This is a genomic window from Microbacterium sp. CFBP9023, assembly GCF_034045055.1.
In the GTDB taxonomy this organism is placed as follows: Bacteria; Actinomycetota; Actinomycetes; order Actinomycetales; family Microbacteriaceae; genus Microbacterium.
The window spans coordinates 18,084-38,576 of the sequence record NZ_JAXCWI010000002.1 but is presented as its reverse complement, the minus strand read 5'-3'; the positions used below and the strand labels follow the sequence as shown (position 1 = coordinate 38,576).

General features: G+C 67.8%; 22 protein-coding genes. 19 read left to right on the top strand and 3 right to left on the bottom strand.

Annotated elements, in window-relative coordinates; genetic code table 11:
* Positions 1 to 45: 45 nt before the first annotated feature.
* The gene (gene lexA / locus SOM10_RS10445) at positions 46 to 732 is read right to left on the bottom strand and encodes a transcriptional repressor LexA (RefSeq protein ID WP_056280140.1); all 687 of its coding nucleotides are present in this window, start codon (positions 730 to 732) and stop codon (positions 46 to 48) included.
* Between the two features lie 282 nt (positions 733 to 1,014).
* On the opposite strand from lexA, the gene SOM10_RS10440 reads away from it, so the two are divergent.
* From SOM10_RS10440 to hisH, 4 genes are all read left to right on the top strand, one after another.
* Positions 1,015 to 1,377 carry a LysM peptidoglycan-binding domain-containing protein gene (locus SOM10_RS10440; RefSeq protein WP_053096921.1) on the top strand — a complete coding sequence of 121 codons (363 nt, stop codon included), beginning with the start codon at positions 1,015 to 1,017 and terminating at the stop codon, positions 1,375 to 1,377.
* 91 nt (positions 1,378 to 1,468) lie between these two features.
* A complete protein-coding gene (locus SOM10_RS10435; protein ID WP_320489872.1) occupies positions 1,469 to 2,563 on the top strand; it encodes a histidinol-phosphate transaminase in 1,095 nt (364 codons plus the stop codon).
* Positions 2,560 to 3,177, top strand: a complete 618-nt coding sequence (hisB, locus tag SOM10_RS10430) for an imidazoleglycerol-phosphate dehydratase HisB (RefSeq protein ID WP_320489871.1) — start codon at positions 2,560 to 2,562, stop codon at positions 3,175 to 3,177. The genes SOM10_RS10435 and hisB overlap by 4 nt, the downstream gene beginning before the upstream one ends.
* The gene (hisH, locus tag SOM10_RS10425) at positions 3,174 to 3,815 is read left to right on the top strand and encodes an imidazole glycerol phosphate synthase subunit HisH (protein WP_320489870.1); all 642 of its coding nucleotides are present in this window, start codon (positions 3,174 to 3,176) and stop codon (positions 3,813 to 3,815) included. The genes hisB and hisH overlap by 4 nt, the downstream gene beginning before the upstream one ends.
* Before the next feature lie 75 nt (positions 3,816 to 3,890).
* Here the strand turns inward: hisH and SOM10_RS10420 are convergent, their stop codons facing one another.
* Positions 3,891 to 4,898, bottom strand: a complete 1,008-nt coding sequence (locus SOM10_RS10420) for a MinD/ParA family ATP-binding protein (RefSeq protein ID WP_053096914.1) — start codon at positions 4,896 to 4,898, stop codon at positions 3,891 to 3,893.
* A 666-nt stretch (positions 4,899 to 5,564) separates the two neighbouring features.
* On the opposite strand from SOM10_RS10420, the gene priA reads away from it, so the two are divergent.
* Both priA and SOM10_RS10410 read left to right on the top strand, forming a co-directional pair.
* Positions 5,565 to 6,311, top strand: coding sequence for a bifunctional 1-(5-phosphoribosyl)-5-((5-phosphoribosylamino)methylideneamino)imidazole-4-carboxamide isomerase/phosphoribosylanthranilate isomerase PriA (gene priA, locus SOM10_RS10415; protein WP_320489869.1), 747 nt, complete (start codon positions 5,565 to 5,567; stop codon positions 6,309 to 6,311).
* A complete protein-coding gene (locus SOM10_RS10410) occupies positions 6,295 to 7,122 on the top strand; it encodes an SseB family protein (RefSeq protein WP_320489867.1) in 828 nt (275 codons plus the stop codon). The genes priA and SOM10_RS10410 overlap by 17 nt, the downstream gene beginning before the upstream one ends.
* Before the next feature lie 48 nt (positions 7,123 to 7,170).
* Here the strand turns inward: SOM10_RS10410 and SOM10_RS10405 are convergent, their stop codons facing one another.
* Positions 7,171 to 7,569: a DUF1844 domain-containing protein gene (locus SOM10_RS10405; RefSeq protein WP_053096908.1), complete on the bottom strand. Its 399-nt coding sequence runs from the start codon at positions 7,567 to 7,569 to the stop codon at positions 7,171 to 7,173.
* Positions 7,570 to 7,800: 231 nt separating this feature from the next.
* Here SOM10_RS10405 and infC point away from each other — a divergent pair, with 231 nt between their 5' ends.
* The 13 genes from infC to pheT all read left to right on the top strand — a co-directional run bounded on the left by infC (position 7,801) and on the right by pheT (position 20,461).
* Positions 7,801 to 8,451 (top strand): translation initiation factor IF-3, encoded by a 651-nt coding sequence (gene infC / locus SOM10_RS10400; protein WP_072591506.1) that lies wholly within the window; start codon positions 7,801 to 7,803, stop codon positions 8,449 to 8,451.
* Between the two features lie 72 nt (positions 8,452 to 8,523).
* Positions 8,524 to 8,718, top strand: coding sequence for a 50S ribosomal protein L35 (gene rpmI, locus SOM10_RS10395; RefSeq protein ID WP_017828564.1), 195 nt, complete (start codon positions 8,524 to 8,526; stop codon positions 8,716 to 8,718).
* A gap of 32 nt (positions 8,719 to 8,750) precedes the next feature.
* Positions 8,751 to 9,137, top strand: coding sequence for a 50S ribosomal protein L20 (gene rplT, locus SOM10_RS10390; RefSeq protein ID WP_045252681.1), 387 nt, complete (start codon positions 8,751 to 8,753; stop codon positions 9,135 to 9,137).
* Positions 9,138 to 9,239: 102 nt separating this feature from the next.
* Positions 9,240 to 10,052, top strand: a complete 813-nt coding sequence (locus tag SOM10_RS10385; RefSeq protein WP_295105155.1) for a TrmH family RNA methyltransferase — start codon at positions 9,240 to 9,242, stop codon at positions 10,050 to 10,052.
* A gap of 76 nt (positions 10,053 to 10,128) precedes the next feature.
* Positions 10,129 to 10,797: a response regulator transcription factor gene (locus SOM10_RS10380; RefSeq protein WP_053096904.1), complete on the top strand. Its 669-nt coding sequence runs from the start codon at positions 10,129 to 10,131 to the stop codon at positions 10,795 to 10,797.
* A 6-nt stretch (positions 10,798 to 10,803) separates the two neighbouring features.
* The gene (locus tag SOM10_RS10375; RefSeq protein WP_320489844.1) at positions 10,804 to 12,180 is read left to right on the top strand and encodes a HAMP domain-containing sensor histidine kinase; all 1,377 of its coding nucleotides are present in this window, start codon (positions 10,804 to 10,806) and stop codon (positions 12,178 to 12,180) included.
* Positions 12,177 to 13,157 carry a TAXI family TRAP transporter solute-binding subunit gene (locus tag SOM10_RS10370; RefSeq protein WP_320489843.1) on the top strand — a complete coding sequence of 327 codons (981 nt, stop codon included), beginning with the start codon at positions 12,177 to 12,179 and terminating at the stop codon, positions 13,155 to 13,157. The genes SOM10_RS10375 and SOM10_RS10370 overlap by 4 nt, the downstream gene beginning before the upstream one ends.
* A gap of 352 nt (positions 13,158 to 13,509) precedes the next feature.
* Positions 13,510 to 14,259, top strand: coding sequence for an amino acid ABC transporter ATP-binding protein (locus SOM10_RS10365; RefSeq protein ID WP_372984152.1), 750 nt, complete (start codon positions 13,510 to 13,512; stop codon positions 14,257 to 14,259).
* Between the two features lie 46 nt (positions 14,260 to 14,305).
* A complete protein-coding gene (locus SOM10_RS10360; protein ID WP_053096898.1) occupies positions 14,306 to 15,214 on the top strand; it encodes a glutamate ABC transporter substrate-binding protein in 909 nt (302 codons plus the stop codon).
* Positions 15,215 to 15,273: 59 nt separating this feature from the next.
* The gene (locus SOM10_RS10355) at positions 15,274 to 15,930 is read left to right on the top strand and encodes an amino acid ABC transporter permease (RefSeq protein WP_053096897.1); all 657 of its coding nucleotides are present in this window, start codon (positions 15,274 to 15,276) and stop codon (positions 15,928 to 15,930) included.
* Entirely contained in the window at positions 15,927 to 16,868 is a 942-nt protein-coding gene (locus SOM10_RS10350; protein ID WP_053096895.1) for an amino acid ABC transporter permease, read from the top strand. The genes SOM10_RS10355 and SOM10_RS10350 overlap by 4 nt, the downstream gene beginning before the upstream one ends.
* A gap of 48 nt (positions 16,869 to 16,916) precedes the next feature.
* Entirely contained in the window at positions 16,917 to 17,957 is a 1,041-nt protein-coding gene (pheS, locus tag SOM10_RS10345) for a phenylalanine--tRNA ligase subunit alpha (RefSeq protein WP_072591503.1), read from the top strand.
* Positions 17,957 to 20,461 carry a phenylalanine--tRNA ligase subunit beta gene (gene pheT, locus SOM10_RS10340; RefSeq protein WP_320489842.1) on the top strand — a complete coding sequence of 835 codons (2,505 nt, stop codon included), beginning with the start codon at positions 17,957 to 17,959 and terminating at the stop codon, positions 20,459 to 20,461. The genes pheS and pheT overlap by 1 nt, the downstream gene beginning before the upstream one ends.
* The last annotated feature ends 32 nt before the right edge of the window (positions 20,462 to 20,493 follow it).

Here is a 20,493-nt window from a genome sequence, read left to right as displayed (position 1 = left end):
TATGGTGCGTCGACGCCCGCCGTCACCGGCAGGGTGGGAGGGGAGTCAGACCGCGCGCAGCACGGCGACGATCTTGCCGAGGATGACGGACTCGTCGCCGAGGATCGGCTCGAATGCGGAGTTGCGAGGCAGCAGCCAGGTGTGGCCGTCGCGTCGACGGAGAACCTTCACCGTCGCCTCGCCGTCGAGCATGGCGGCGACGATCTCGCCGTTCTCGGCGCTGCTCTGCGACCGCACCACGACCCAGTCGCCGTCGCAGATCGCCGCATCGATCATCGATTCGCCGGACACCTTGAGCATGAACAGGTCGCCCTTGCCGACGAGCTGCCGGGGGAGCGGGAAGATCTCCTCGACCTGCTGGTCGGCGGTGATCGGGACACCTGCGGCGATGCGGCCGACGAGCGGCACGAGCGCCGCATCGCCCACGGGGGTCGCCACATCGGCGGGATTCTCTCCGCTGGTGCCGGGGAGGTCGATGAGCACTTCCATGGCACGGGTCTTGCCGGGGTCGCGTCGCAGATATCCGCTCAGCTCGAGCTGGCCGAGCTGGTGGGTCACGCTGGACAGCGACTTGAGGCCCACGGCGTCGCCGATCTCTCTCATGCTCGGCGGGTACCCGTGACGGCTGATCGACGTCTGGATGACCTCGAGGATCGCCATCTGCTTGGGACTCAGGCTCTTGCGGCGACGGGTGCGCGGGACGTCGGCGTCGGGGGCGGAGATGTCGCTCATGGTGCTCCTCAGGTGTGCGATTCCGGCGTCTCAGTTCGAATGTCGGAGGCCCGTGGTGGGGTGTTGACATCGAAACCGTATCCGAGAATCGCGCCGAAGTGGAAGATCTGTTCGAGCGTGTCGGCCGATTCCCGGACTTCTGTTTCGAAGAACGCTTGACAGATGTTCGAATTCGAAGATAACTTCGGAACGTAGCTTCGCATTCACGGCTCCCGGCCGAGGCGCGAATGCGAACGCTACGCCAACTTCACCGCCCACGCGGTAGATGCAGAGGAGCACGACATGAGCACCATCACCTTCAGCAGTGCAGCAGTCCTTCCGGCTCGTCCGGCGACGCGGCTCAAGCTGACGGCGCGCGGTCGACGTGTCGTTCTCGCTGTCGCGGCCGTGCCGCTCGCAGCCGGGATCGCATTCGCCGCACTCAGCGGCGGCAGTGCGATGGCCTCAGGCGAACAGACCGCCACGGCATCGTTCGCGACGGTGACGGTGATGCCCGGCGACACGCTGTGGTCGATCGCCGAGAGCGTGGCCCCCGGCGCGGATCCTCGCGACGTGATCGGCGACATCACGCGTCTGAACCTGCTGCGCGGCGGCGAGCTGCAGATCGGCCAGGAGCTGGCGATTCCGGCGCAGTATTCGGAATGAACCCGTGAGGGCCGTTCGATCGAGCGGTGCGGCGCGGAAGCGCGTTCACACTCCGTCACCACGAGCGTCTGTGTAGCGAAGGCGGCCTACCATGGGAAGGGTGACTGCATCACTCGCCGACCTCCCTCTTCGCGACGACCTCCGAGGGCTTACGCCCTATGGAGCGCCGCAAGCGCCTCTTCCGATCGCACTCAACGTCAACGAGAACACGCATCCGGTTCCCGACGCGGTCGCCAGTGACATCCTGGACGACATCGCGGTCGCGCTCCGCGATGTCAACCGCTACCCGGATCGCGAGTTCACCACGCTCCGCGAAGGGTTCGCGGAGTACCTCGGTCATGGTCTCGAACCGGCTCAGATCTGGGCGGGCAACGGGTCGAACGAGGTCCTTCAGCACATTCTGCAGGCGTTCGGCGGGCCGGGCCGCACGGCGTTCAGCTTCGCCCCGACCTACTCGATGTATCCGCTGATCTCGAAGGGCACCGGAGCGCGCTGGGTCGCCGGCACCAGGCAGCCCGACTACACGATCACCCCCGAAGAGGCGGCATCGCAGGTGCGAGATGTCGATCCTGACGTCATCCTGCTGTGCTCTCCGAACAATCCGACAGGCACGCCGCTGGGCCTCGACGTCGTCGAGGCCGTGTACGAGGCGTCGAACGGAATCGTCGTCGTCGACGAGGCGTACCAGGAGTTCGCGCCGCACGACGCGGCATCGGCTCTGACCCTTCTCGAGGGACGACCGCGGCTCGCCGTCTCCCGCACGATGAGCAAGGCCTTCGCGTTCGCGGGTGCCCGCGTGGGGTACCTCGCCGCGGATCCTGCCTTCATCGACGCTCTGCGGCTCGTGCGCCTGCCGTACCACCTCAGCGCTCTCACGCAGGCCGCAGCCGTCGCCGCTCTGCGCAACTCCGACGTGATGCTCGGCATGGTCGAGGAGATCGTCGAGCAGCGGGATCGCATCTCCGCGACGCTCGAGGCGCTGGGGTACACCCCGCATGAGTCCTGGTCGAACTTCGTCCTGTTCGGGGGCGTCGCAGAGCCCCAGAAGGTCTGGCAGCAGCTGTACGAGCAGGGTGTTCTCATCCGCGACGTCGGGATCCCCGGGCACCTCCGAGTCACCGCGGGCACCGAGGCGGAGACCACGACATTCCTCGATGCCCTTGCCTCGATAGGATCGGCTTCATGAGCAGCCCCGCCCAGACCCCGCGCACCGCCACGCGTGTGCGCAGCACGTCGGAGTCCACCGTCGAGCTCGAGCTGAACCTCGACGGCACCGGTGCGAGCCGTATCGACACGTCGGTGCCGTTCTTCGATCACATGCTGACGGCTTTCGCGAAGCACTCGCTCACGGACCTCACGGTGCGCGCCTCGGGGGACACGCAGATCGACGCACACCACACCGTGGAGGACATCTCGATCGTTCTCGGTCAGGCCATCCGTGAGGCGCTGGGCGACAAGTCCGGCATCTCGCGATACGGCGACGCTCTCGTGCCGCTCGACGAGGCGCTCGCTCAGGCTGTCGTGGACATCTCGGGGCGTCCCTATCTCGTTCACACGGGGGAGCCTGTCGGTTTCGAGCACCACCTCATCGGCGGCCACTTCACCGGTTCGCTCGTGCGCCACACGTTCGAGGCCATCACCTTCAACGCGGGACTCACGGTGCACGTGCGCGTTCTCGGGGGCCGCGACCCCCACCACATCGCCGAAGCCGAGTACAAGGCATTCGCTCGGGCGTTCCGCCAGGCCAAGGCCCTCGACCCCCTGGTCGACGGCATCCCGTCGACGAAGGGCGCACTGTGAGCAGGGCTCCCCGGGTCGCCGTCTTCGACTACGAATCCGGCAACGTCCACTCGGCTGTCAAGGCGCTCATCGCCGCCGGTGCTGATGCGGTGCTGACGCGCGACCGCACGGAGGCGCTCGAGGCAGACGGTCTCGTGGTGCCCGGAGTCGGCGCGTTCCAGGCCGTCCGCGATGCGCTCTACGCGCACGGCGGTGACGAGATCATCGATCGCCGGCTCGCAGGCGGGCGCCCGGTGCTCGGCATCTGCGTCGGCATGCAGGTTCTGTTCGCGCACGGTGTCGAGCGCGGGCACGATTCCGAGGGTCTCGGCGAATGGCCGGGAGCGGTCACGGAGCTCAACGCCCCGGTGCTGCCGCATATGGGGTGGAATACGGTCGAGCCGGGCGCCGAATCGGTGCTGTTCAAGGGCATCGAGAACGAACGCTTCTACTTCGTGCATTCTTACGCCGCGCAGTCGTGGGAGCTCGATGTCATCCCGCCGTTCCCTCAGCCGGTGCTCACGTGGTCGACGTACGGCGATCCGTTCCTCGCTGCGGTCGAGAACGGGCAGCTCTCCGCGACGCAGTTCCATCCTGAGAAGTCCGGCGAGGCCGGAATCCAGCTGCTCCGCAACTGGGTCGACAGCCTTCGGTCCTGACGCGTCGGCAGCCCGCTGAGCCGCCGTCGATCCGAACCTCGGACGACCGGTCCGTCGGGTCCTCTGCCGAACGGCTCAGAAGCCTCGGGCGACGGCGGCCGCGGCAGAGAGCCACGACCGCTGCGTCGGCGCCGCGAGTGCGCGAAGACGGAGGTGACCGTCGACCATCTCCCGATCGAAGGGGATGCCGACGACTTCGCGCGCGAGCGGCTGATATCCGGCGATGACGTCTGCGACTTCGGCGGGGGATGCCTTCGGGTCCGCCTGGCTGACGACGACCACTGACTCGCGAGCCAACCGTGCGGATCGCTCGTCGCGGTCTTCGAGTGCCTCGAGCAGCAGCGCCCCGGCCTCGGCATGGTCGTCACGTGTCGTCGTCGCCACGACGATCTGGTCGGCGAGGTCGATCATCCGCAGCCACATCGGATCGGACTCGTCGTTGCCGGAGTCGATGATGATCAGACGGTAGAACTTGGCCGCGATCGCGTGGATGGAGTCGACGTCACTCGGCCGGAGCCGATTCTCGTGGGCCAGTCGGACGGGCTTCGACCGCAGGACGTCGTACTTCTCCTGCGGCTGGTGATGCACGAAGTGCGCGAGGTCGGCTGACTGTCCCTGGGCTCCCAGCAGGCGCTGGGTCTGCGGAAGCAGTTCGAGCAGTGTGCGATCGTGCGCCCCCGTCTCGGTGCGCCAGCCGAGGGTGCCGCGGGTCTGGTTGTTGTCCCAGGCGAGAACCCCGGCGCCGCCGTACTGCGCGAAGACCGCCGACAGCAGCACGGTGGCCGGTGTCTTTCCCGCCCCGCCCTTCCCGTTGACGACAGCGACGGTGCGGGGGCCCGGCCAATGGCGGCTCACCGCGTGCTCGTCGTCGCGGACGGCGCGTTCGCGAGCGCTCGGGCCGAGGGTGAACCCGACGCGGTTGAGCAGCCCGCGTCCGCCCTGACGCGCTGGCTCCTCACGGCGCTCCTCCTGAAGGAACGAGCGACGCCCCACGCCCTGCTCGCGCTGCTGACGACGCGAGGATGCCGAGGACGCCGACTCTGCAGCGGCGGCGTTGGGCGCGGACGGGGCCGAGGCGGGCACGGGCAGCGGCGGAGCGGGCGGTACGTCGGAAGACTGGGGGCGCGGCGCCGTGGCCGCCGGAACGGCGGGCCGCGCGGTGCTGTCCTGAGTCGAAGAGCTCTGCTGTTCCGACCACGCGGTCGAAAGCGATCCGGTCGCAGCGGGCGCACCGGAAGGTGCCGGCGTCGTCGGTACCGCAGGGGCTGCGGGCGATGCGGCTGAGGGCGCGGGCGGTACTGCAGGGGCGGCGGGTGGCGCAGCGGGGACCGAAGGCGGTGCGGAGATCGGTACAGCGGGCGTGGCCGGTCGCGCATCATCGGAAGGAGGAGCTGCGGCGGAGGCTGCTGCCCATGCCGCTGCGGCTCGTGTTCCCGGCGCGGGGGCGGGCTGGGGTGCCGGTCGGGGGTGCGGGGCTGTGGGCTCCGCGTCGGGTCCAGCCGGCATCTGAGCGCGCTCATCCGGAGTCTCGGGAGGCAGCGCATTCCCGCGTCGCAGGGGTCCGCCTCCTCGCGCTTCCGCATCGCGCACCATGGAACATCTCCTCACACACCGAAACAGGGGCGTCATCGAGGCTACCGCGTGGCACGGGAGGTTCTCTGCTGTCATCGTTTTGGAGCGGGCCGATACGCGGGCTAGTGTCGATTCTCGTGCCGACGAATCGGTCTCTCCATCTCACCTGAGGACGTCATGAACGACTTCGCGCAGTCTCCCGCTCTCACCCTGCTTCCCGCCGTCGATGTCGCCGGGGGCAAGGCCGTCCGCCTCACTCAGGGTGAGGCCGGCACCGAGACCAGCTACGGCGACCCGCTCGACGCCGCGGGGGAGTGGGTCGCACAGGGGGCGAAGTGGATCCATCTCGTCGACCTCGATGCCGCTTTCGGACGCGGCAGCAACGCGCCGATCCTCCGCAAGGTCATCAAGCAGTTCAAGAACGTCAACATCGAGCTGTCCGGCGGCATCCGTGACGACGCGACGCTCGAGGCGGCTCTCGAGAGCGGTGCGACCCGCATCAACCTCGGCACGGCCGCGCTGGAGAACCCCGAGTGGGCCGCCGACGTGATCAGCCGTTACGGCGAAGCGATCGCTGTCGGGCTCGACGTCCGCGGTACGACGCTGGCCGCTCGCGGGTGGACGAAGGAGGGCGGCGACCTCTGGGAGGTGCTCGAGCGCCTCGAGGATGCCGGTTGCAGCCGTTACGTCGTGACCGACGTCACCAAGGACGGGACCCTCAAGGGGCCGAACCTCGAGCTGCTGCGCGAGGTCACAGCCCGCACCCCGAAGCCCGTCGTGGCATCCGGAGGCATCTCGAACCTCGATGACATCGTGGCGCTCCGCGAACTGGTGCCGCTGGGCGTCGAAGGCGCCATCGTCGGCAAGGCACTCTACGCCGGCGCGTTCACGCTGGCTGAGGCGCTGGATGTCGCAGGGGACTGACGACGCCGGGGACCACGGTCCCCACGACCGTCATGGGTCGCACGAGCACCCGTCCAGCGATCGGGGCGACTCGGCCGGTGTGCCCTGGGAAGGCCGCAGCTTCCAGTCGAACCCTCATGCCGCCGACGACGGATCGGCCGACCCGGTTCTGCTCGACGCGCTGCTGCGTTTTCGGGCGGGCGACGGTGCTCAGACCGAGGTCGTCGACGCGTTCCGTTCGGCGCGGGTCCTGATCCCGCTCATCGCCGAGAAGGGCGAGGAGGGCGTGGCGCCGAGCGGTCTCGCTGTCGACAAGACTCAGGAGCTCTCGATCGTGACGGTCGCGGCTCCCGACGGTCGTCGCGTGCAGCCGGTGTTCTCGTCGGTCGAGGCGATGCAGCGCTGGGACGCGACGGCCCGTCCGATCCCGGTGGAAGCCGTGCGCGCCGCTCTCGCAGCGTCGGCGGAGGAGACGGATCTGATCGTTCTCGACCCGACGTCGGACACGGAGTTCGTGCTCCGTCGTCCCGCGGTGTGGGCAGTCGCGCAGGGTCATCGGTGGGAGCCGAGCTTCCTCTCGCCCGAGGTCTTCACTGCTCTGCAGGAGAGTGTCGCGCATGAACTCGCCGTGATCGACGTCGCCGTCGCGGCTGGAGACCCGGAGGCCCGTCTGCGCGGACCGGAACTGATCGTCATCCTGGAGCTGGTCGACGGGCTCGAGCGCGAGGTGCTCGACGCCGTGCTCGCGCGCCTGGCGCAGCGGTGGGCGGCGGATGATCGTATCGCGGTGCTCGCCGACTCTCTCACCGTGAAGCTGCGTCGCTCGGCCTGACCGGCTCGGTGCTGCCACCGACCGGTCAGCCGCAGCGGCCGGCAGTCCCTAGTTGACCGGGCCTGTCCACTTCTCGCCCGGACCCTTGCCGATCGGGTCGGGAATGGTCGACGCCTCGCGGAACGCGAGCTGCAGCGAGCGCAGCCCGTCTCGGAGGGACCGCGCGTGCATGTCGCTGATCTCCGGTGCGCCGGCGGTGATCAGCCCGGCGAGGGCGTTGATGAGCTTGCGCGCCTCATCGAGGTCGAGCTGCTCCGCCGCGTGCGGGTCGTCGGCGAGGCCGAGCTTGACCGCCGCGGCACTCATGAGGTGGACGGCTGCGGTCGTGATGACCTCGACCGCCGGCACATCGGCGATGTCCCGCGTGGCGGAGGACGCCGCCTCCTCCTGCCGTGCCCAGCGCTCTTCGCGCTCGCGTGCAGCCTCATCCGATGCCTGGTTCGTCACTTCGCCTTGCCTTCTGTTAGACTTTGTCGGGCTCCGGAGCGTCATGCTCCGGTACGAAAGAGGATTCACTTCCCACCCGCGCTTGCCGTTCCAGGCTACCGGGTCTTGCACTCCACCGGATCGCGTCGTCAGACGGGGTCCGGCAGGCAGGGTGCGGAGCCGGCGTCTGAATGCCGGTGGGTGGGACGATTCTGATTTCGCCCGGGGTGCTGACAGCATCCTGGTGGCCGAATCCCATCGTCTAAGGAGCTACGCATCAGCGATCCCCGCACCAATGAGCGCATCCGCGTCCCCGAGGTCCGCCTCGTCGGTCCCGCGGGTGAGCAGATCGGCGTCGTCCGCATCGAGGCGGCGCTGCGCCTTGCGCAGGAAGCAGATCTCGACCTCGTCGAGGTCGCGCCCAACTCGAAGCCGCCCGTGGTCAAGATCATGGACTACGGCAAGTTCAAGTACGAAGCCGCCCAGAAGGAGAAGGAAGCTCGCCGCAATCAGGCGAACACCATCCTCAAAGAGGTCCGCTTCCGCCTGAAGATCGAGGCGCACGACTACACGACGAAGCTCAAGCGCGCCGAGGGCTTCCTCAAGGCCGGCGACAAGGTGAAGGCCATGATCCTGTTCCGTGGTCGCGAGCAGTCGCGTCCCGAGCAGGGCGTCCGTCTCCTCCGCAAGTTCGCCGAGGATGTCGCCGAGCTCGGAACCGTCGAGTCGAACCCGACCATCGACGGCCGCAACATGGTCATGATCGTGGCTCCGCTCAAGAGCAAGTCCGAGGCGAAGCAGGAGCAGAATGCGGTTCGCGACGCCCAGCGCGCAGCGAACAAGCAGGCCGCCCGCGAAGCCAAGACCGACGCCGACGAGCCGGCCGAGGCCGCAGCGGAGTAACTCCCGCCCCCAGACTCCCGCACCGCGGGTTGACACCGTCGCCTGAGAAGGCGCCATACGAAGGAAGAGAAGATGCCGAAGCAGAAGACCCACTCGGGTGCTAAGAAGCGCTTCAAGATCACCGGCAGCGGCAAGCTGAAGAAGCAGCAGGCCGGAATGCGCCACAACCTCGAGCACAAGTCGAGCCGTCGCACCCGCCGCCTCAACCAGGACCAGGTGCTGTCGAAGGCTGACACCAAGGTCGCGAAGAAGCTTCTCGGTCGCTGACGCGCCCGAACGCACGATAGGAACACAGGAAAATGGCAAGAGTCAAGCGGGCGGTAAACGCCCACAAGAAGCGTCGGGTCATCCTCGAGCGCGCCTCCGGCTACCGCGGTCAGCGTTCGCGCCTCTACCGCAAGGCCAAAGAGCAGGTCATCCACTCGCTGGTCTACTCGTACCGTGACCGTCGCAAGCGCAAGGGCGACTTCCGTCGTCTCTGGATCCAGCGCATCAACGCCGCTGCACGCCAGAACGGCATCACGTACAACCGCTTCATCCAGGGCCTCGGTCTCGCGGGCGTCACCGTCGACCGTCGCATGCTCGCCGACCTCGCGGTCAACGACGCAGCGACCTTCACGACGCTGGTCGAGACGGCGAAGAAGGCTCTGCCTTCCGACGTCAACGCTCCGAAGTCGGCTGCGTAAGCAGCTCTTCACCACAGAGGACGCTCTCCTTCGGGAGGGCGTCCTCTGTCGTTCGTTCGGCGTTTGCGCAGGAACGGTCCTGCCGTTCTCTAGACTGTGAACGTGCTGGAGAACCCCCGTTCGCCCCGAGTCCGTGCCGTCGCCAAGCTGACCAAGCGCAGCGCGCGCGCCGAGACAGGGCTCTACCTCCTCGAAGGTCCCCAGGCGGTTCGCGAGGCGCTGACCTACAGTCCTGAGGCGATCGTGGAGCTGTTCGCGACCCCGACCGGCTGGGAGAAGCATCCGGACATCCGCGCGAAGGCATCGGATGCCGGCATCGACGTGGAGTACGTCACGGAGTACGTGCTGAACGCGATGGCCGACACGGTCACTCCGCAGGGGCTGGTGGCCGTCGTCCGGCAGGCGCCCACGTCGGTGCGGGACATCTTCGCGGCATCCCCCCGTCTGGTGGCGATCTGCGAGGAGATCAGGGACCCGGGAAACCTCGGCACGATCATCAGGGCCGCCGATGCGGCGGGAGCCGACGCCGTCGTGCTGACGGGTCGCACCGTCGACCCCTACAACCCGAAGGTCGTGCGCGCCACGACAGGTTCGCTGTTCCATCTGCCCGTATCCGTGGGCGCAGAGCTCTCGGATGTGGTCGAGAAGGCTCACGCCGCCGGACTCCGGATTCTGGCCGCGGACGTCAAGGGCGAGGATCTTCTTCATGCGCGGGCGGACGGAGTGCTCGCCGAGCCTACGGCGTGGCTGTTCGGCAATGAGGCGCGCGGTCTCGAGGACGAGGCGCTCGCGCAGGCCGACCAGGTGCTGAAGCTGCCGATCTTCGGCCGCGCCGAATCCTTGAACCTCGCCACGGCAGCGAGCGTCTGCCTCTACGAGAGCGCGTTCGCGCAGCGGGCGGCATCCTCGGCCTGATCTCCGGCGGACGAGCGGCCGCCCGTCCTGCTGGTAGGTTTGTCCCTGCTCGAGCGGAGAAGGGGACCCAGGGTCGATGCAGATTCTGATCGTGGAGGACGACGAGCGTGTCGCCGCTGCACTCGAGGCCTTCCTCGCGCGATCCGGGTACGCCACCGTGCGAGCCGCGGACGGAGCCTCCGCGCTGCAGGAACTGGGTGCGGACACCGAGGTGGTGCTCCTCGACCTCGGTCTGCCCGATGTCGACGGCATCGATCTCTGCCGTCGGATCCGCGCACGCTCCGAGGTGCCGATCGTGATCGTCACCGCACGCAACCAGGTCACGGAGCGCATCAGAGGGTTGCGTGCCGGCGCTGACGATTTCGTCGTCAAGCCCTACGACGTCCACGAGCTCCTCGCCCGGATCGAGGCGGTCACACGACGCTCTCGACCCGTGCGGCCGGAATCCGAGGCGCGCGTACGTCTGCAGGATGGCGAGATCGAGATCGACCTCGTCGCCAGGCAGGTGATCATCGGACGCGCTCCCATCGAACTCACTCGCAAGGAATTCGACATCGTGGCGGTGCTCGCCCGGTACCCCGGCGTCGCCGTGCCGAAGGAGAGACTCATCCGCGAGGTCTGGAACACCGACTGGCGCGGCTTCGGACACTCGCTCGAGGTGCACGTCGGCGCGATCCGCAAGAAGGCGGGTCAGCGGCATCTGATCGAGACCGTGCGCGGTGTCGGCTATCGGTTGGCCGGGTAGCGTTCGATGCGCAGACGTCTCGTCGTCGTCTTCCTGGTGCCGCTCGTCGCCATCCTGCTGTCGTTGGGCGGCGCCACGGCGTGGAGCGCGACCCGCAGCATCCAGCAGGCCTTCTACACCGAGCAGCTCGGTGACCTCGGGTATTTCGTGACCAGCGCGCGGCAGGCGCTGCGGTCGGGCAGCGCGACGGTGATCGATGCGGAGGTCGCCCGCTTCCACGAGGTGTACGGGATCGATGTGATCGTCTTCGATCTGTCCGGTGGGGTGTGGTCAGCGGGCGACGGCGGCGGCGAAGTCCTGTCAGAGGACGATGCCGCACGGGTCGGCCTCGCGCTCTCGGGGCGCCGCGCCGAGGCGCCCGAGCCGGTGTTCCCCTGGATCGCGGCAGAGTCCTCGCTCGTCGAGCCGGTCTTCGACGACGGCGACGTGATCGGCGCCGTGATGCTCTCCGCGGACGTCGAGGCGCCACGGACCCAGATCCTGCAGCAGATTCTTGTGCTGACGGTCGTGTCGATCGTCTCGATCGGACTCGGCGTGCTCCTCGTCTTCCAACTCGCCCGGTGGGTGCTCTCTCCGGTCCGACGTCTCGATGAGGCGATGATCGCGATCGAACGCGGCGAGATGGATGCGAGGGTCGCGGAGGACACGGGGCCTCCTGAGCTACGCCGGATGACGCGCGTGTTCAACGGCATGGCGGATGAGATCGAGCGCGTCATGACGCGTCAGCAGGAGTTCGCCCTGAACGCCTCGCACGAGCTCCGCAATCCCCTCAACGCGCTGCTGCTGCGTGTCGAGCACCTCTCGACCGGTCTCGGAGCCGACTGGAAGGACGACGTCGAGGAGACGAGGGAGGAAGGGCGCCGGATGGCTCGCATCCTCGAGACGCTCCTCGGACTCGCGCGCGGCGGACGCGCCGACACGACGATCTCAGCCGTCGACCTGACCACGCTCGCCACCCGCCGCGCAGACGCCTGGAGCGAGGTCGCGTCACAGCGACGCGTCCGGATGCTCTCGACAGGAATGGGCCCGGTGATGAGCATCACCGACCGCACGATCGTCGAGAGCGCGCTCGACGCCGTCATCGACAATGCGGTGAAGTTCTCGCCCGCCGAGTCGGCCGTCGAGGTCGACGCGCACCGCAGCGGTGGACTCTGCGTGCTGACAGTCCGCGACCGCGGCCCCGGCCTGACGCGAGAGCAGGCCGCGAACGCCGCCGACCGATTCTGGCGCAGCGACGACAGCGGCGGGGTTCCGGGGTCAGGGCTCGGCCTCGCGATAGCGACCGACCTCTTGGAGTCGATCGGCGGCGAGCTGCGGGTCGATACGCCGGACGACGGTGGGCTGCTGGTGTCGCTGATGCTGCCGGACGGAGCTGAGGGATGAGCGGGCGGGCTAGCCGCCGCGCATGGTGGCGCAGAGGGGTGGCGACGGCACTCGTGCTGCTGCTCGCCGCCACGAGCAGCGCGTGCAGCGCTCGATCGACGGAGTGGAACGACTCTGCCTACGAGATCGCTGGCGGGGGATCCAACGGGGTCTATTACGCCTACGGCGACGAACTCGCTCGGGAGCTGTCGGAGTCCTTGGGCATCCGCGTGTCGGCAGCCGAGACCGCCGGGTCCGTCGACAACCTCCTGCGGGTGAGCTCGGGGGAGGCCCTCCTCGGCTTCGCGCAAGGGGATGCCGCTGCCGACGCCGTCGCCGGAGTGGGAGCGTTCGACGAGCCCATGCCGGTGCAGGCTGTCGCTCGCCTGTACGACGAGTACCTCCACGTGGTCGTACGCGCGGATTCGGACATCGCCGCCCTCGGCGACCTTGCGGGCAGGACGGTGTCGCTCGGGGCCGAGAATTCCGGCGTCAATGTGATCGCGGCGCGAGCACTCGACGCCGCCGACGTCGACGTCGCGACGATCACGGATCCCCGGCTCGATCTCGGTGAGTCGATCAGCGCGCTCGAGAGATCCGAGATCGACGGATTCTTCTGGGTCGGCGGCATCCCGACACCGGGCATCGCGGAGCTCGCGACGACGACGCCCGTGCGGCTGGTGCCGATCGAGCAGACATGGGTCACCGCGATCAACGCTCGATACTCCGATGCGTATCGGCCGTCCGACTTCCCCGTCGGGCTCTATGGACTCGACGAGTCCGCGCCCACGATGGCGGTGCCGAACTATCTGGTCACCTCGTCCGACACTCCGGACGGCGTCGTACGGGACGTCCTCACGAGCCTCTTCACGGTCCGCACCGATATCGCGCAGCGGGTTCCGGTCGCGTCCCTGCTCGACCGCAGGCAGGCGATCTTCACGGGGCCGGTCGACCTGCATCCGGGGGCCGTCGAGTACTACCGGGACCAGCGGGACTGAGGCCTCAAGAAATCCTCAAGAACTCTCATACCGGCATGTCACTCTGCCAATGTGGGGGTCGATCGCGCTCGATTCAACGGAGAATTCAGATGCCACAGAGCCCACGCCCCTCATTGAGGCGCGGACTCGGCCATTCTCCGGAGTCGTCCTGCGATCGGATCCGGTCGGAGGCTTGCTGCCACGTTCTACTCGGGGGAGGAACGGAGCAGCAGGGACGCCCCCACGGTCCGCGGGGGCGGACCGTGGGGCACTCCGGTTATCGGGCGGGATCGGCCCCATCGCGTGGTTACGAACGTGTAAATGTCGACGCATCACTGTGGAGCCACGTGAGCGACCTGGCTAGTTTGGAGAAATGATGACCACCGGTAAGCCCCTCGTCGTTGTCGACAACGTCCAGAAGCACTACGGCGACTTCCAGGCGCTCACGGATATCGACCTCACGGTGAACGCCGGCGAGGTCGTCGTGGTGATCGGTCCCTCAGGCTCGGGCAAGTCGACACTGTGTCGCACGATCAACCGCCTCGAGACGATCACGAGCGGCACGATCAGCATCGACGGCAAGGCGCTCCCCGCTGAGGGCAAGGGCCTCGCGCATCTGCGCGCAGACGTCGGCATGGTGTTCCAGTCGTTCAACCTCTTCGCGCACCTCACGATCCTCGAGAACGTGACGCTCGGCCCGATCAAGGTCCGCGGCATGAAGAAGGCCGATGCCGACAAAGAGGCGATGATGCTTCTCGAGCGCGTCGGCGTCGCCCAGCAGGCCTCGAAGCTTCCCGCACAGCTCTCCGGCGGACAGCAGCAGCGCGTCGCGATCGCCCGCGCTCTCGCCATGCAGCCCAAGGTCATGCTCTTCGACGAGCCGACCAGCGCGCTCGACCCCGAGATGATCAACGAGGTCCTCGACGTCATGGTGGAGCTCGCCCGCGACGGCATGACGATGATCGTCGTGACCCACGAGATGGGCTTCGCTCGCAAGGCCGCCAACCGGGTCGTGTTCATGGCCGACGGCAAGATCGTCGAGGAGGCGACGCCTGAGGAGTTCTTCACGAACCCGAAGAGCGATCGCGCCAAGGACTTCCTCTCCAAGCTCCTCACGCACTGACGAGCCTCACAGACCTTTGCACACACAGCACACGAAGGAGACGCACATGCGACGCACACGGACACTGGCAGGAATCGGGATCGCGACGGTTGCACTGTTCGCGCTGACGGCCTGCAACAGCGGCAGCCCGTCCAGCCCCGGCGCCGGAACCGGCGGCGAAGAGAGCGAGGACTCCACCTGGTTCGAGGTCGCTGACGACGTCCAGCTCGAGGGCAGCCCGACGTTCGACGCCATCCAGGAGCGCGACAAGGTGATCGTCGGCGTCAAGGAGGACCAGCCCGGGCTCGGCTACCTCGACGTCACGACCGGAGAGCGCACCGGCTTCGACGTCGACATCGCACGGTGGATCGCCGCATCCCTGGGCTACGACGAGGACAAGATCGAGTTCAAGCCGATCGCTTCGGCGAACCGCGAGCAGGCGATCACCAACGGTGACATCGACTACTACGTCGGCACCTACTCGATCAACGACAAGCGCAAGGAGCTCATCGACTTCGCGGGTCCCTACTTCATCACCGGACAGGGACTCCTGGTCGCCGCCGACGCGGACGACGCCGAGGCTCTCGAGGACTTCAACGGCAAGACCGTCTGCTCGGCGACCGGCTCGACGCCGATCCAGAACATCAAGGCGAACTTCCCCGAGATCAAGACGCAGGAGTACGACCTGTACTCCGCCTGCGTCCAGGACCTCATCGACGGCAAGGTCGACGCCGTGACCACCGACCAGGCGATCCTGATCGGCTATGCGGCCCAGTACCCGGATGACGTCAAGGTGACCGGCGGCCTCTTCACCGAGGAGCGCTACGGTGTCGGCCTCACGAAGGGCGACGACGCGCTGCGCACGCACATCAACGAGCTCTTCACCGACGGTGGCGACATCTGGCAGGCGATCTTCGACGCGAACCTCGGTTCCAGCGGCATCGAGGTCGAACAGCCCGAGGTCGACGCGTACTGATCGACATGGGCGGCCCCTTCAGGGGGGCCGCCCATTCACTCTGAAGAAGGGAGGGTGGCGTGGACGTCATCTTCGGCAACCTCGACCTGTGGGGACAGGCGATCAGCAACACGCTGATCGTGTTCTTCGCGGGCGGGATCATCGCACTGATCCTGGGTCTGATCGTCGGGGCGATGCGTGTCTCCCCGGTGCCCATCGCCCGCGGCGTCGGCACGGTGTACGTGAACACTGTGCGCAACACCCCGCTCACCCTCGTGTTCTTCTTCTTCATCTTCGGGTACCCGCAACTCGGGTTGCCCGAACTGTCGAACCTCGTGCTCGGCATCCTCGCCATCGGCATCTACACGGCGACCTATGTGGCCGAGGTCCTGAGGGCGGGTATCAACACGGTGCCCGTCGGTCAGGCCGAGGCCGCGCGGGCCATCGGACTTCCCTTCGGACAGGTGATGGGTCTCGTGATCCTGCCGCAGGCGTTCCGCTCGGTCGTCCCGCCGATGATGAGCGTCTTCATCGCGCTCCTGAAGAACACGACCGTCGCAGCCGGGTTCTCGGTCGCCGAGCTCGCGGCTCTCCGGTCGACCATCAACGATTCGGCCGACCGTCCGGGCAACCCGATGGAGGTCCTTCTCTGGGTCGCCGTCGTGTTCGTCGCCCTGGTGCTGCTGTTGAGCTGGCTGCAGCGATATCTCGAGAACCGTTGGAGGATCGCGCGATGAGCTCTGTACTGTACGACGTCCCCGGACCCCGGGCGATCGCCCGCAACCGGATCATCGCGGTCGCCACCGTCGTCCTCGTCCTGGCCGCCATCGGCTTCATCGTGCTCCGCATGGTGGAGACGGGCCAGTTCTCGGCGGAGAAGTGGTACGTGTTCACGTTCTCCAACGTGTGGATGGGTATCTTCAAGGCCCTGGGCAACACGCTCGCCGCCTTCGCGCTCGCCGCCGTCCTCAGCGTCGTCCTCGGCTTCGTGCTGGCCATCGGGCGGCTCTCCGAGCACGCGTGGGTGCGGATCCCCGTGACAGCCGTCACCGAGCTCTTCCGTGCCGTTCCGGTGCTGGTGTTCATGATGCTGCTCTACTACGGGCTCCCCGTGGTCGGAATCAAGATGGATCCCTACTGGGCCGTCGTGATCGCACTGATGGCCTACAACGGCTCCGTGCTCGCCGAGGTTCTGAGGGCCGGCATCGAGTCCCTGCCTCGGGGGCAGAAAGAGGCGGGCTACGCGATCGGACTCCGCAAGAGCGGCGTGATGCGTCTCATCCTCCTGCCGCAGGCGATCCGGGCGATGCTCCCGGTGATCGTCGCGCAGCTGGTCGTCACGATGAAGGACACGGCTCTGGGCTTCATCATCACCTACCCCGAGCTGCTGTACTACGCGAAGCAGCTGACGTCGCAGCAGGGTCGCCCGATCCTGCAGTCGGCCTTCGTCATCGGCGGCATCTACATCGTCATGTGCCTCATCCTGTCGGGCATCGCGAAGTGGGTCGAGATCCAGACCCGTCGCTCGCCGAAGGTGAAGGCGATCCACGCGGCAGAGGATCCCCGCCAGCACGGCGACGGCACCGACACCGAGCTCATCACCCTGCAGCGCGGGGGCAGCGGCTTCGGCGGCACCGGTGGTGTAGGCGGGCTGGACAGCTCCGATCCGAAGTGATGTCCACCGGCGCGGGGCGACCGCCTCGCGCCGGTAGACTCCTGTCTCGTGTCTGAGTCTCCCGAAATCACCCCGGAAGCGGTCGAAGCCGCCGTGGCGGCCGCGCTCGAAGCGATCGCCGCCGCCGCCGATACGACCGAACTGAAAGCCGCTCGCGCCGCGCACGTCGCCGACGGATCGCCGCTCGCTGTCCTGAACGCCTCGATGCGTCAGGTCGCCCCCGAGAACAAGGCCGCCTTCGGCAAGCTCGTCGGCCAGGGCCGCGGTCAGGTCTCCAAGGCGCTCGCTGCCAAGGAGGAGGAGCTCGCCGCCGCGGAGGTCGCTGAGCGCCTCGAGGCCGAGCGGCTGGACATCACGGCGATCCCCTCGCGCACGCGCGTCGGCGCCCGGCACCCGCTGACCCTGCTGAGTGAGCAGATCTCGGACATCTTCGTGGGCATGGGCTGGGAGATCGCGGAAGGACCCGAGCTCGAGCACGAGTGGTTCAACTTCGACGCTCTGAACTTCGACGTCGACCACCCCGCCCGTCAGGAACAGGACACCTTCTACGTCGACCCGCCGTCGCGCCACCTCGTCATGCGCACGCACACGAGCCCCGTGCAGGTGCGCTCGATGCTTGACCGCGAGGTGCCGATCTACGTGCTCTGCCCCGGCCGCGTGTACCGCACCGACGAGTTCGACGCGACGCACCTCCCCGTCTTCACCCAGTTCGAAGGACTCGTCGTCGACAAGGGGATCTCGATGGCGCATCTCAAGGGAACGCTCGACCACGTCGCGCGTCAGCTCTTCGGCCCCGAGGCCAAGACGCGCTTCCGCACGAACTTCTTCCCCTTCACCGAGCCGTCGGCCGAGCTCGACCTCTGGCACCCCACCTTCAAGGGCGGCGCCCGTTGGATCGAGTGGGGCGGCTGCGGCATGATCAACCCGAACGTGCTCCGTGCGGCGGGGATCGATCCCGACGTCTACAGCGGCTTCGCGTTCGGAATGGGCGTCGAGCGGGGACTCATGTTCCGCAGCGATGTGCAGGACATGCGGGACATGGCAGAGGGCGATGTCCGTTTCAGCGAGCAGTACGGGATGGTGGTGTGATGCGCGTCCCGCTTTCGTGGCTGCGTGAGTACGTCGATCTGGCAGCGGATACGACACCGGAGGATGTCCTCGCAGCGCTCGTGACCGTCGGATTCGAGGAGGAGGACGTCCACCGCTTCGAGATCTCGGGTCCCGTCGTCGTCGGACAGGTCGTCTCGCTCGAGGCCGAGCCGCAGTCCAACGGCAAGACGATCAACTGGTGCCAGGTCGATGTCGGTGAGGCGAACGGCGGAATCCGCGGAATCGTCTGTGGCGCGCACAACTTCGTCGCGGGTGACAAGGTCGTCGTGACGCTTCCCGGTGCAGTGCTGCCGGGGCCGTTTCCGATCGCCGCCCGCAAGACCTACGGGCACGTGTCCGACGGCATGATCGCCTCTGCGCGTGAGCTGGGGCTCGGCGACGAGCACAACGGCATCCTCGTCCTCGCGGACCTCGGTATCGATGCCCCCGTCGGCACAGACGCCATCAGCCTGCTCGGACTCGACGATGTCGCGGTCGAGATCAACGTCACGCCCGACCGCGGGTACGCGTTCTCGCTGCGCGGTGTCGCCCGCGAGTACTCCCACGCGACCGGAGCACCGTTCCGCGACCCGGCCGAGCGCGACTTCACCGAGCTCCAGCCGGGCGCCGGTCACACGGCGATCGTCGACGATGCAGCCCCCGTACGCGGCCGCGTCGGCGCGAGCGAGTTCGTCACCCGCGTCGTCCGCGACGTCGACCCGTCGCGCCCCACTCCGCCGTGGATGATCGCGCGGCTGTCGCTCGCCGGCATGCGCTCGCTCGGCATCCTGATCGACATCACCAACTACGTGATGCTCGAATTGGGGCAGCCGCTGCACGGATACGACCTCGACAGGCTCTCCGGCGGCATCACCGTGCGTCGTGCGACGGCCGGTGAGACGATGACGACCCTCGACGGCCAGGAGCGGAAGCTCCACGTCGAGGACCTCCTGATCACCGACGAGTCGGGTCCGATCGGTCTCGCCGGCGTCATGGGCGGCGGCACGACCGAGATGAGCGACACGACGCACAACGTGCTGATCGAGGCCGCGACCTTCGACCCTGTGACGATCGCCCGCACCGCACGCCGTCACAAGCTGCCCAGCGAGGCATCCAAGCGGTTCGAGCGCGGTGTCGACCCGCTCGTGCCGTTCGTGGCAGCCCGCCGTGCAGCCGACCTGATGGTCGAATTCGCCGGCGGCACGCTCACCGACGAGGGCGGCGCTCTGTTCGCCGAGGTGTTCGTCGCGGACATCGATCTCCCGCGCGGATTCGTGCAGGGGCTCATCGGCGTCGACTACTCCGACGACGAGATCGTCGGCGCGCTCACGACCATCGGCGCAGAGGTCTCCGGGTCGAATGCCGGGTGGACCGTGATCCCGCCGACCTGGCGTCCCGACCTCACCGACAAGTGGTCTCTCGCCGAAGAGGTCGCTCGCATCCACGGTCTCGACCGCATCCCGTCCGTGCTGCCGACGCCGCCGTCCGGTCGCGGGCTCACCACACACCAGCAGGGTCGTCGCCGCGTCGCCGACGCGCTGGCAGCTGCCGGTCTCGTCGAGACGCCCTCGTTCCCCTTCACGACGGAGGCGGAGAACGACCTGCACGGCTCGGCGTCGGGAGAGCATCTGCCCAGCATCCGGCTCGCGAACCCACTCGACGGCTCCGCTCCGTTCCTGCGTCGATCGCTGATCCCCGGGCTTCTGCAGACCGCGCACCGCAACATCTCGCGCGGCCTCACGGACCTCGCGCTGTTCGAGACCGGAGTCGTGTTCCTGCCCGAGCCGGGTGTCGAGTACGGCACGGACGAGGTGCCGCCGCTCGGCGAGCGTCCGTCGGACGACACGCTCGCCGAACTGAACGCGTCGATCCCACCGCAGCACCGCCATGTCGCGGCGCTGTTCACGGGCAACGTCGTGACCAAGCAGCCGGGACGCGCCGTGGAGCCCTACGGGCTCTCCGAGGCGCTCGACGCCGCCAGAGTCATCGCGGCTGCAGCCGGAGTCGACCTCGATGTGGTGCAGGGGCAGCGCGCGGCGCTGCACCCCGGACGCACCGGCGTGCTCTCCGTCGGCGACGTCGAGATCGGATACGTCGGCGAGCTCCACCCCGAGGTCGCCGCCGGAGCAGACCTTCCCGGTCGTGCCATCGTGCTCGAGCTCGACCTCGACGAGGTCATCGCGCTCGGCGGGAACCGTGCGGTCGCCGCCTCGCTGTCGACCTTCCCCGCTGCGACACAGGACGTGTCGCTGGTGGTCGGCACTGATGTGCCGGCGGGCGACGTGCGCGCTGCGCTCACCGAGGGCGCCGGTGCGCTTCTCGAGTCGGTCCGTCTCGTCGACGACTACCGGGGGGACGGCGTCACGGATGGTCAGAAGAGTCTCACCTTCGCGCTGCGCTTCCGTGCGGACGACCGCACGCTCACCGCAGCCGAGGCGACAGAGGCGAAGCTCGCGGGTGTCGCTGTCGCAGCTGAGCGCTTCGACGCGACCCTGCGCGACTGAAGCTCCGCCTGAACCGACCCGCACGCGGACCG

Bases quoted from the DNA above. Each gene is read 5' to 3' on its own strand.
- SOM10_RS10380 (WP_053096904.1), top strand. From the start codon at position 10,129: ATGCAGATTCTGATCGTGGAGGACGACGAGCGTGTCGCCGCTGCACTC.
- hisB (WP_320489871.1), top strand. From the start codon at position 2,560: ATGAGCAGCCCCGCCCAGACCCCGCGCACCGCCACGCGTGTGCGCAGC.
- SOM10_RS10370 (WP_320489843.1), top strand. From the start codon at position 12,177: ATGAGCGGGCGGGCTAGCCGCCGCGCATGGTGGCGCAGAGGGGTGGCG.
- SOM10_RS10350 (WP_053096895.1), top strand. From the start codon at position 15,927: ATGAGCTCTGTACTGTACGACGTCCCCGGACCCCGGGCGATCGCCCGC.
- SOM10_RS10440 (WP_053096921.1), top strand. From the start codon at position 1,015: ATGAGCACCATCACCTTCAGCAGTGCAGCAGTCCTTCCGGCTCGTCCG.
- SOM10_RS10375 (WP_320489844.1), top strand. From the start codon at position 10,804: ATGCGCAGACGTCTCGTCGTCGTCTTCCTGGTGCCGCTCGTCGCCATC.
- SOM10_RS10410 (WP_320489867.1), top strand. From the start codon at position 6,295: ATGTCGCAGGGGACTGACGACGCCGGGGACCACGGTCCCCACGACCGT.
- SOM10_RS10365 (WP_372984152.1), top strand. From the start codon at position 13,510: ATGATGACCACCGGTAAGCCCCTCGTCGTTGTCGACAACGTCCAGAAG.
- SOM10_RS10360 (WP_053096898.1), top strand. From the start codon at position 14,306: ATGCGACGCACACGGACACTGGCAGGAATCGGGATCGCGACGGTTGCA.
- rplT (WP_045252681.1), top strand. From the start codon at position 8,751: ATGGCAAGAGTCAAGCGGGCGGTAAACGCCCACAAGAAGCGTCGGGTC.
- lexA (WP_056280140.1), bottom strand. From the start codon at position 732: ATGAGCGACATCTCCGCCCCCGACGCCGACGTCCCGCGCACCCGTCGC.
- SOM10_RS10435 (WP_320489872.1), top strand. From the start codon at position 1,469: ATGGGAAGGGTGACTGCATCACTCGCCGACCTCCCTCTTCGCGACGAC.
- priA (WP_320489869.1), top strand. From the start codon at position 5,565: ATGAACGACTTCGCGCAGTCTCCCGCTCTCACCCTGCTTCCCGCCGTC.
- pheT (WP_320489842.1), top strand. From the start codon at position 17,957: ATGCGCGTCCCGCTTTCGTGGCTGCGTGAGTACGTCGATCTGGCAGCG.
- rpmI (WP_017828564.1), top strand. From the start codon at position 8,524: ATGCCGAAGCAGAAGACCCACTCGGGTGCTAAGAAGCGCTTCAAGATC.